Here is an 8,927-nt window from a genome sequence, read left to right as displayed (position 1 = left end):
TAGTACTAAGATACTATTTTGGCGTAAGCCTATTGGGACTATGAGCCCTTGACTTTCATGGCTGTTGGTGATACCGAATGTATCATGAATGTTTTGTTTATCACAAATTCATCATAAATGGTTCACTTGCTTTGCTAGCGCGGTTTTTTTTATAGATTTGTATAAAGAACAATTTATATGAAAAAGACGATGTTATCAACGCTATTGCTTAGTACATTACTGGGGCTATCAGCTTGCTCAAATACGACTAATTCCAACACCGACACGACAACTGTAGATTCCCACGCGGGTCATGATCACGCCAGCCAAGACCACGCTTCAGCTGCACAGCAACAAGCGAACGAGGTGTATCAAAAAGCTCCAGCTGAAACATTACCTGCTTTCACTTTTTACAAATTAAAATCAGGCATCAGTTTCACGAATCAAGATATTCCAGCAGGAAAAAAAACAGCATTTATTCTTTTTGATCCTAACTGCGGACATTGCCAAACTGAAGCCGGCCAGCTTGCCAAAAATTATAACAAATTAAAAGATATCAACATATTTTTTGTTTCTATGAATGACCCAGCATTAATGGCTAATTTCTTAGAAACATTTGGTAAAGAACTAGTGGGTAAAGCTAACATAGAGGTACTTTACGATAGAAATCAAGAATTCATCCAAAAAATTCATGTACCAAAGCAATTCCCAGCGAACTATGTGTACACAGCAGAGGGTAAATTGCAATCCTATTGGGATGGTGACCGTAATATAGATGAAATCATCAAAGCGTACGTAAAATAATAAAATGAGGATAGCAATAAATGGTTTTGGACGAATCGGCAGGCACACGCTGCGCAATTTGCTCAAAAGGAATACACCTAATATCGACGTTGTTGCTATTAATGACTTGACAGATACGACTACTCTTGCTCATTTATTTAAATATGATTCAGTGCATGGACCCTTTGAAGGGGATATTAAACATGATGAGAATCATATTTATGTGGGCAAGCATAGCATATTAGTGACGAAAGAAAGCAACCCAGCGGCATTGCCTTGGAAGGATTTAGCCATTGATATCGTCATCGAATCCACAGGTCGATTCACCAGTAGGGAAAAAGCAGAACTGCACATACAAGCTGGCGCGGGACAAGTAATTATCTCCGCACCTTCTCCCGACAAAGATGTGCCTACTGTAGTACTGGGCATCAATGATTCCGATTTTGATTGGAATACACCTGTATTTTCCAATGCTTCCTGTACGACCAACAATGTGGCTCCATTGGTGAAGATTCTGGACGAAAACTGGGGCATCAATGATGGCTATATCACCACCGTCCACTCGATGACCGGGGATCAAAATCTGCATGACGCTCCACATAGAGATCTGCGTAGAGCGCGAGCTGCTTCGTCATCTATTATTCCTACATCCACAGGTGCTGCCAAAGCTATAACCAATGTTTTCTCTCATTTGGAAGGAAAATTAGGTGGTGCAGGAATACGTGTTCCCGTACTGAATGGATCGCTTACCGATTTCACCTGCACATTGCGTGATGAAACGTCGGTTGAAGAAATCAACCAAACCTTCAAAACCGCCGCGGAGAATGAATTAAAGCAAGTGCTTTATTATACAGAAGATCCTATAGTTTCTGTCGATATTATCAATAACCCCTACTCCTGTGTATTTGACGCACAGCTCACTTCGATTGTGGGTGGATTAGTAAAAGTAGTGGGCTGGTACGATAATGAATTTGGTTACTCCAATCGATTGGTAGATATATTAGAAAAACTAAGCAAACGATGATACGATTTATAACTGCCGATCAGACACTGCCACTGCGTTCGTTAGTATTGCGCAATGGTCTTCCGGAGGCCGAATGTATATTTGCTCACGATATGCTACCATCGACTTTTCACCTGGGTTATTTTGACGAGAAAAATGAATTGCTGTGTATATTGACTTGTATGCGCGAGAATCATGGCAAAATTCCCAAAGACGCTTACCGCCTTCGAGGGATGGCTACGCATCCAGATCATCGACGGCAGGGCTATGCAGCCGAACTGTTACACGCTGCGATTGAACATCTTAAAAGCCAATTAGGAATAGAATATTTGTGGTTTAATGCACGTACGATAGCTTTTCCTTTTTATGAGGCATTGGGCTTCGGATTTATTTCTGATGAATTTGACATTCCAGGTATAGGACCTCACCGAGAAATGTACAAGTATTTATAATAAGCGATTTGTATAAAGCCAATGATACTACTAACTAGTTGGTATTAACGGCTTTTTTCTTTACTCGTTCTATTCCAAAAAACACTGTAAATGAATAGAATAATAATATGGCTATAAATAAATATGTACTGAAACTTTCATCCAACTCTGGGAAATAACGATCTGTAAATTTTATCATTACCAAGGATATATTTTTCAATATCACTACTAAGAAGGCTGCTATGAGTAATCGAAGTTTATCCGCATGTGGATAAGACTCCATATGAATCAAAAAATAACTAAAAAAGGATAGACCTAAAACCTCTATAATTAATTGGAATATGTGTAAAGAAAAATTCTGATGGCTATCAAAACTCAATACATTAATAGCAACTAATCCAATTACAAGAAATAATTTAATAGTGTTATTCATATGTTCATTCCTAGGTTTATGGAATATAATGATTTTCAGTGAGTAAACCATTTATTTTTTACATTTCTCTTTCCACGCCCAAGCTAAATAAAGCAAAATCGTATTTCACGGGATCGTCCCGATCCAGCAATAATAGGTGGTCTGTCAATTCAACAGCAGCCTTCCAATTCAACTTATCCAAGGTAATCAAATGAAACTTTCTTGCTACTCGTTCCACGTGCACATCACAAGGGCAAATTAGTTGTGATGGCGCAATCCGATTCCAAATACCGAAATCCACACCTTTATCATCCTGTCGCACCATCCAACGCAAGAACATATTCAATCGCTTGCAAGTTGATCTCTGCGCAGGTGAACTAACATGTTTTTTCGTCCGTAATGGGAAATCTGGTAAAGAGAAAAAATACTGTTTAAACTCATTTAAAGATTTTTCGATAGAGATCTGATTTGGTAATACTTTTTCTTGGCCTATCAAAAAAGCATCTTCCAATGAACCAAATCGAGAATAATGGTATTTGAAAAACTCAACAAAATACAACAGATCCGTATCATTAAAAGTACGATGCTTGAAACCTAATAGGGACTTTAGGTCATTCTCCTGATGATTGAGTATAAAATCGTAAGGATTCCCTCCCATTCGATCTATTAGTTCTTTGCATTTATTGATAATGGTTATACGTTGTCCCCAAGCTAATATCGAAGCTATAAAACCCATGATTTCAATATCCTGCTTCTGCGTAAACAAATGCGGAATACAGATTGGATCATTCGCTATAAAATTGGGTTGATTGTATTCAACAACCTTGCTATCTAAAAATTCTTGAATATTAAAATCCGACATATTCTACAAAGTAAGCATATTAAGTCCTCGCAGGAGCAATTAAGATATTAAAAATCCAAAGGTGAAGGATAAATATATTGATAATCCATTTCTTTACTAATCTTCGAGCCATCTACAATTTTCTGAAAGGAATCTTGCGCCTCAAATCCAGAAGGTAGAGCAAAACCATATTTTTCAGCTGATGCTAGGATTACTTCTTTTTTAGTAGGATGTTCAGGAGCTAAAATATTGTAAATGGAATTTTGTAAATCATTTTTAAATCCCAATGCTAATAAATTTACCACATCATCTACATGTACGAAATTCGCAGGTTGATCGCCCGTCGTACAAATTCGATTCTGAAAATACTTAGCGAAAATTCTATTCTTGCCAAATAATCCGCCTAACCTATAAATATGAGTCTTCGGCAACTGAACTTTTTGTTCAGCGACTTCCAACCGTTCGTTCATTTCTCCAGCATACGCTTCATCGAAAGTAAAGTCAATATCCGGATAGATTCCAATCGAACTGAGATAGATGTGCTTTTTATAGCGGATGTGCGATAAATAATTCCTCACATTTTGGAAACGATTGGAGATTTCAGCTACTGTATTTTTTGAACTAGCTGGAATACTATTCAATACATAATCAAATTCTTTGGGAAATTCATCAATTGAATTGGCGTCATCAAAATTAACGATAGCGACCTTACAACCAAATGCATTCAGATTATCCGCTTTCTCAATAGAAGTGCAAGTCGCAAAGACATCATCTCCTTTCTCAATATAATATTTAGCAACCTCTTCCCCTACCCAACCGCAACCTAAAATCAATATTCTCATACGCCTAATTTAAAATAAAAAGAGCAAAGAAATTCCTCTTTGCTCTTTTTGAGAATAATATATAAATACTATTAATAAGCCTTTGCAAAAAGTACACGACCTTTTGATGGTTTACCGGTGAAGATACAAACACCTTCTTCTTCTTTGAAATCCAAAGGAATACAACGTGATGTTGCTTTTGTTTCTTCTTTCACACGTTTTTCCGTTTCAGGAGTTCCGTCCCAGTGACAAGACACAAAACCACCTTTATTTTCTAATACATGTTTAAATTCTTCGTATGAGTTCACTTCTGTGATGTGTGAATCACGGAAGTTTAATGCTTTAGTGAAAATATTATCTTGAATTTCGTCTAGCAACGCCACGATACGAGCACCTAATCCAGCTTGCTCTACTGTATCTTTGGTTTGTGTGTCGCGACGTGCCAATTCTACTGTTCCATTTTGCATATCACGCGCACCAATAGCTACACGCAATGGAACACCTTTCAATTCCCATTCTGCGAATTTGAAACCTGGACGTTGAGTATCACGATCATCGTATTTCACCGAAATACCTTGCGCTTTCAATTCCGTATTCAGCTTATCTACAAAAGCATCAATATTAGCTTTCTCCTCATCCGTTTTGAAAATTGGAACGACAACTACTTGAATAGGTGCTAATTTCGGAGGCAATACCAAACCTTGATCATCTGAGTGCGCCATAATCAAAGCACCCATCAATCGTGTAGAAACACCCCATGAAGTTGCCCAAACGTGTTCTTGCTTACCTTCTTTTGAAGTAAACTTCACATCAAAAGCTTTCGCAAAATTTTGACCTAAGAAGTGCGAAGTACCAGCTTGTAGAGCTTTACCATCTTGCATTAAAGCTTCAATGGTATACGTATCTAATGCACCAGCAAAACGCTCCGATTCTGTTTTACGACCACGAATCACGGGAACAGCTAATGTTTTCTCCGCAAATTCAGAATAGACATCCAACATTTGTTGTGCTTCTGCTACTGCTTCCTCCGAAGTAGCGTGAGCTGTATGCCCTTCCTGCCATAAAAATTCTGCAGTACGTAAGAATAAACGTGTACGCATTTCCCATCGAACCACATTCGCCCATTGGTTCACCAAAATTGGCAAATCACGGTAAGACTCAATCCAGCCTCTGTACGTATTCCAAATAATAGTTTCAGATGTCGGACGAACGATTAATTCTTCTTCTAACTTCGCATCCTCATCGACAATAATATTACCATTACCATCATTTTTGAGACGATAGTGAGTGACTACGGCACATTCCGTTGCAAAACCATCTACGTGCGAAGCTTCTTTAGAGAAAAATGACTTCGGAATAAACAATGGAAAATATGCATTACTATGTCCTGTCTCTTTAAACCGCTTATCCAAAATAGCTTGCATACGCTCCCAAATAGCATAACCATAAGGTTTGATAACCATACAACCTCTTACCGCAGAATATTCTGCCAAATCCGCCTTAATAACCAGATCATTATACCATTGTGAATAATCTTCACTACGACTTGTTATTCCTTTACCCATGTGCTTTTATAACCTTATATTTAAGAAAATATATTCTAAAAAAGAGTATATTCTCTTTCAGTAAAAATTTATTTATATTTTTGATTACAGGTATTAAACCTTTGTTGAAAATCGCGTCTAAGATAATAAAAAGACGTTGGATTATCTACAACAACTAGCGATAAGATATTATGAAAACGAACAAAATATTAATAGGTAGTTTGACCATGACAGTAGCTCTGGCTATTAGCTCATGTTCAACCGGTAGGCAAATCGCTTATAAAGACGATGTGTACAATAATCGTCAAATAAATACCGACCAAGCATATCAAAGTCCGGATTATTACTATACGGAAGATGAGTATGCACAACAAAATAACGCTTACTATACGGACGAATATTCAGATGATGAATATTACGAAGATGAATATGGTGATTTAGAATACGCAAATCGTATCAATAGATTCTATTATTCTACTCCAGGAATGTCCTATTATGACCCATTCTTTGATCCTTGGTTTGGTTTTAACACTTGGGGTTACGGTTATGGTGGTTATGGTGGCTGGGGATTCGGTTATTCAAACTGGGGTTGGAATAGAGGTTGGGGCCTAGGATTTGGCTGGGGCTACCCTTACAGCATGGGCTATCCTTACTATTCACATATCGGATGGGGATGGGGTAATCCATATCATTTCTACAATTCATATTGGGGCATGAACTCCTACTACAATCGCTGGGGACACCCTTACTATGGCGGTGGCTATGGAATTGGTAGTGGCGGATATGTGACTCGTCCTGCATACTCTTCTGTACGATCAAATAATCGTGGATTATACGATACTAGAGTAAGTAATAGATCTACTGATAGAAGAGCTACAGTATCCCGCAGTGTAAGTAGAGACGCCAACGGTCGTATCGTGACTGGTACAAGATCGGCTATTCGAAACACTGAAGTTTCAGACCGCGCATCATCTCGTCGTTCTGATGGCACCATCAATTCACGTGGTACTACTTCACGCACTGTCAATGATAGATCGAATACAGGAAATAGAGGAACGATAGACAGAAGTGGTTCTGCAAGAAGTGGAACAGTCGATAGATCGGGTAATAGAGAAACTATTGATAGAGGAACTAGACGCCCTGAATCAACCGCGCCGAATAGAACACCAGGTAGATCGGTATCACCGAATACAGAACGCTCAACTCGTCCTACGTCCACACCGCAAAGCTCGAGATCAACGACCTCGAATAGAAGTGTAAGACAAGAGCAATCGAATTCGAGCCCTGCACGTTCTTCAAGTGGTAGTAGCAGAGGTTCTACATATACACCTCCACCGGCTTCTTCATCTAGCAGAAGCTCTATGAGCAGCGGCGGATCTTCTAGAAGCACATCCAGTGGCGGCGGCGGTAGCTCATCATCTGGTGGTTCATCAAGGTCTTCAAGACGATAGAAAATAACATTTTGCAATTGCCAGCCCTAAGGCTGGCAATTATATCATATACATCCTCAATTTATGAAATCAAAAAAGATAATTCTTTCATTACTATTATCAGGAAGCATTGTGGGATTTGCGCATGCACAGTCCGTAGATGACGCAGTAATCATATCCAAAGATGAAAACCCGGCATCAGCACGTATTAAAGGGATGGGAAATGTGCAGACAGCGTTAGGAGGTGATATTAGCTCCATCAACGGCAACCCTGCCGGTTTAGGATTCTACAGTCGCTCCGATGTAAACATCACTTTTGACTATCTTCAAAACAATAATAAAACCAATTTCTTAGGCACCAACTCAAGCAGTAACAAAGGTAATTTGGGTATTGCACAAGCAGGTGTTGTTTTTAATTTTCCGTCACGCAATCTAGGTTATCATGGATGGCAATCGACAAGCATAGGAATTAGTTATAATAAAAGACAAAACTTCAACAATTCTTGGGTATACGACGGGGTAAATAATGAGACCTCATTTGTGAATAATCTTACAGATTTAATGGCTGATGATTCGGATTTCAGAAATGATTTTAGAAAATCTAATCTCGTGGAGATATTCCCAACAGCAGCAGATGGCTATTTCCCATTAGCATTCCAAGAAGGTAAGCATCAGGTGAATGATGTGCTTACCAAAGGAAATCACAACAATACTTCCTTAGCTTTCGGAGCTAATTACAATAACACTTTTTACATTGGCGCTACGCTCGGATTTTCTTTTTTCTGATATGAGAGAAGCAAAATATTTGAAGAGAATGGATGGACAATGACTCCCGATGAGGTACGAGAAGTAAATCCCAATTCCGCGTATGCGAATCCCGCAAATCCAGAATTATACCGATTTTTAGATAAAAGTTATCAGCTATTGGATGATTATTCCCAAATCACAGAAGGATCAGGCATCGATCTTAAATTGGGGATGATTTTCAAACCCGCTTTAGACTGGAATATCGGTTTGACCATCAAGACACCTACTTGGAATACAATTAGCGAGTCTACTCGTGCTTTTACTGATGTTAGCTATTTCCCGGATATGGATTCAAATACAAGCTTCCATACGTATGAATCGGCGTTATACAGCAGTGCGCAAGATTACTCCATATCTACACCATGGAGGTTTGCTTTAGGCGCAACGAAATTTTTTGACCGAGGATTATTAAGTGCCGAAGCGGAATATATCACTTATAACAGTACTCGATACACGTCCCCTACTTCGACAAATTCTTTTATCAATGTCAACAACTATATTTCTGAGGACTTGCAAGGCGCATTTAATGTACGTATTGGTGGGGAATATTTGTTGAATAGCTTGGTCAGTGCCCGTGCTGGTTTCAATTATTTTGGCAACCCTTACAAGTATGCGGAAGAAACAAACTATAATGGAAGTGTTGGTTTAGGATTCAAGCTATCAAATACAATGTATATGGATGTAGCAGTAGTTCACCAAGTGAATTCCTATAGCACGGCTCCATACACATTGAGTGGATTTTGGCATGATCTAGGAAGCTATGAACCTGTAGCGGACCTTACACATCGCAGAACTAATGCTTTATTGACCTTAGGCGCACGATTCTAATCGATAAAAACATATATAACAAACGAGCGGAGAATAATCTTCGCTCGT

General features: G+C 38.7%; 10 protein-coding genes. 6 read left to right on the top strand and 4 right to left on the bottom strand.

Going from position 1 to position 8,927, the window contains the following annotated elements; genetic code table 11:
• Positions 1–177 precede the first annotated feature (177 nt).
• Genes EDC17_RS11430 through EDC17_RS11420 form a run of 3 tightly spaced genes read left to right on the top strand, consistent with a single transcriptional unit; the run spans position 178 to position 2,217 of the window.
• The gene (locus EDC17_RS11430) at positions 178–783 is read left to right on the top strand and encodes a peroxiredoxin family protein (RefSeq protein ID WP_132778202.1); all 606 of its coding nucleotides are present in this window, start codon (positions 178–180) and stop codon (positions 781–783) included.
• Positions 784–787: 4 nt separating this feature from the next.
• On the top strand, positions 788–1,786 hold the full coding sequence (gene gap, locus EDC17_RS11425; protein ID WP_132778201.1) for a type I glyceraldehyde-3-phosphate dehydrogenase: 999 nt from the start codon (positions 788–790) through the stop codon (positions 1,784–1,786).
• Complete coding sequence (locus tag EDC17_RS11420) at positions 1,783–2,217, top strand: GNAT family N-acetyltransferase (protein ID WP_132778200.1); 435 nt, start codon at positions 1,783–1,785, stop codon at positions 2,215–2,217. Before gap ends, EDC17_RS11420 begins: the two co-directional genes overlap by 4 nt.
• 34 nt (positions 2,218–2,251) lie before the next feature.
• On the opposite strand, the gene EDC17_RS11415 is transcribed toward EDC17_RS11420, so the two are convergent.
• The 4 genes from EDC17_RS11415 to proS all read right to left on the bottom strand — a co-directional run bounded on the left by EDC17_RS11415 (position 2,252) and on the right by proS (position 5,835).
• Complete coding sequence (locus EDC17_RS11415) at positions 2,252–2,629, bottom strand: hypothetical protein (protein ID WP_132778199.1); 378 nt, start codon at positions 2,627–2,629, stop codon at positions 2,252–2,254.
• A 58-nt stretch (positions 2,630–2,687) separates the two neighbouring features.
• Positions 2,688–3,470: a TIGR02757 family protein gene (locus EDC17_RS11410; protein ID WP_132778198.1), complete on the bottom strand. Its 783-nt coding sequence runs from the start codon at positions 3,468–3,470 to the stop codon at positions 2,688–2,690.
• Between the two features lie 47 nt (positions 3,471–3,517).
• Complete coding sequence (locus tag EDC17_RS11405; protein WP_132778197.1) at positions 3,518–4,291, bottom strand: NAD-dependent epimerase/dehydratase family protein; 774 nt, start codon at positions 4,289–4,291, stop codon at positions 3,518–3,520.
• Positions 4,292–4,362: 71 nt separating this feature from the next.
• Complete coding sequence (gene proS, locus EDC17_RS11400) at positions 4,363–5,835, bottom strand: proline--tRNA ligase (RefSeq protein WP_132778196.1); 1,473 nt, start codon at positions 5,833–5,835, stop codon at positions 4,363–4,365.
• A gap of 170 nt (positions 5,836–6,005) precedes the next feature.
• Here proS and EDC17_RS11395 point away from each other — a divergent pair, with 170 nt between their 5' ends.
• From EDC17_RS11395 to EDC17_RS11385, 3 genes are all read left to right on the top strand, one after another.
• A complete protein-coding gene (locus tag EDC17_RS11395; RefSeq protein ID WP_132778195.1) occupies positions 6,006–7,265 on the top strand; it encodes a hypothetical protein in 1,260 nt (419 codons plus the stop codon).
• Between the two features lie 63 nt (positions 7,266–7,328).
• Positions 7,329–8,030, top strand: coding sequence for a hypothetical protein (locus EDC17_RS11390; protein ID WP_132778194.1), 702 nt, complete (start codon positions 7,329–7,331; stop codon positions 8,028–8,030).
• Between the two features lie 39 nt (positions 8,031–8,069).
• Positions 8,070–8,879: a PorV/PorQ family protein gene (locus EDC17_RS11385; protein ID WP_132778193.1), complete on the top strand. Its 810-nt coding sequence runs from the start codon at positions 8,070–8,072 to the stop codon at positions 8,877–8,879.
• Positions 8,880–8,927: the final 48 nt, after the last annotated feature.

It is taken from the genome of Sphingobacterium alimentarium, assembly GCF_004342685.1.
GTDB classification, from domain to species: Bacteria; Bacteroidota; Bacteroidia; order Sphingobacteriales; family Sphingobacteriaceae; genus Sphingobacterium; species Sphingobacterium alimentarium.
This window is presented reverse-complemented; position numbering and strand designations above follow the sequence as displayed.

Coding starts and splice junctions, on each gene's coding strand:
- EDC17_RS11415 (WP_132778199.1), bottom strand. CDS start 2,629: ATGAATAACACTATTAAATTATTTCTTGTAATTGGATTAGTTGCTATT.
- EDC17_RS11395 (WP_132778195.1), top strand. CDS start 6,006: ATGAAAACGAACAAAATATTAATAGGTAGTTTGACCATGACAGTAGCT.
- EDC17_RS11385 (WP_132778193.1), top strand. CDS start 8,070: ATGACTCCCGATGAGGTACGAGAAGTAAATCCCAATTCCGCGTATGCG.
- EDC17_RS11390 (WP_132778194.1), top strand. CDS start 7,329: ATGAAATCAAAAAAGATAATTCTTTCATTACTATTATCAGGAAGCATT.
- gap (WP_132778201.1), top strand. CDS start 788: ATGAGGATAGCAATAAATGGTTTTGGACGAATCGGCAGGCACACGCTG.
- EDC17_RS11420 (WP_132778200.1), top strand. CDS start 1,783: ATGATACGATTTATAACTGCCGATCAGACACTGCCACTGCGTTCGTTA.
- EDC17_RS11410 (WP_132778198.1), bottom strand. CDS start 3,470: ATGTCGGATTTTAATATTCAAGAATTTTTAGATAGCAAGGTTGTTGAA.
- proS (WP_132778196.1), bottom strand. CDS start 5,835: ATGGGTAAAGGAATAACAAGTCGTAGTGAAGATTATTCACAATGGTAT.
- EDC17_RS11405 (WP_132778197.1), bottom strand. CDS start 4,291: ATGAGAATATTGATTTTAGGTTGCGGTTGGGTAGGGGAAGAGGTTGCT.
- EDC17_RS11430 (WP_132778202.1), top strand. CDS start 178: ATGAAAAAGACGATGTTATCAACGCTATTGCTTAGTACATTACTGGGG.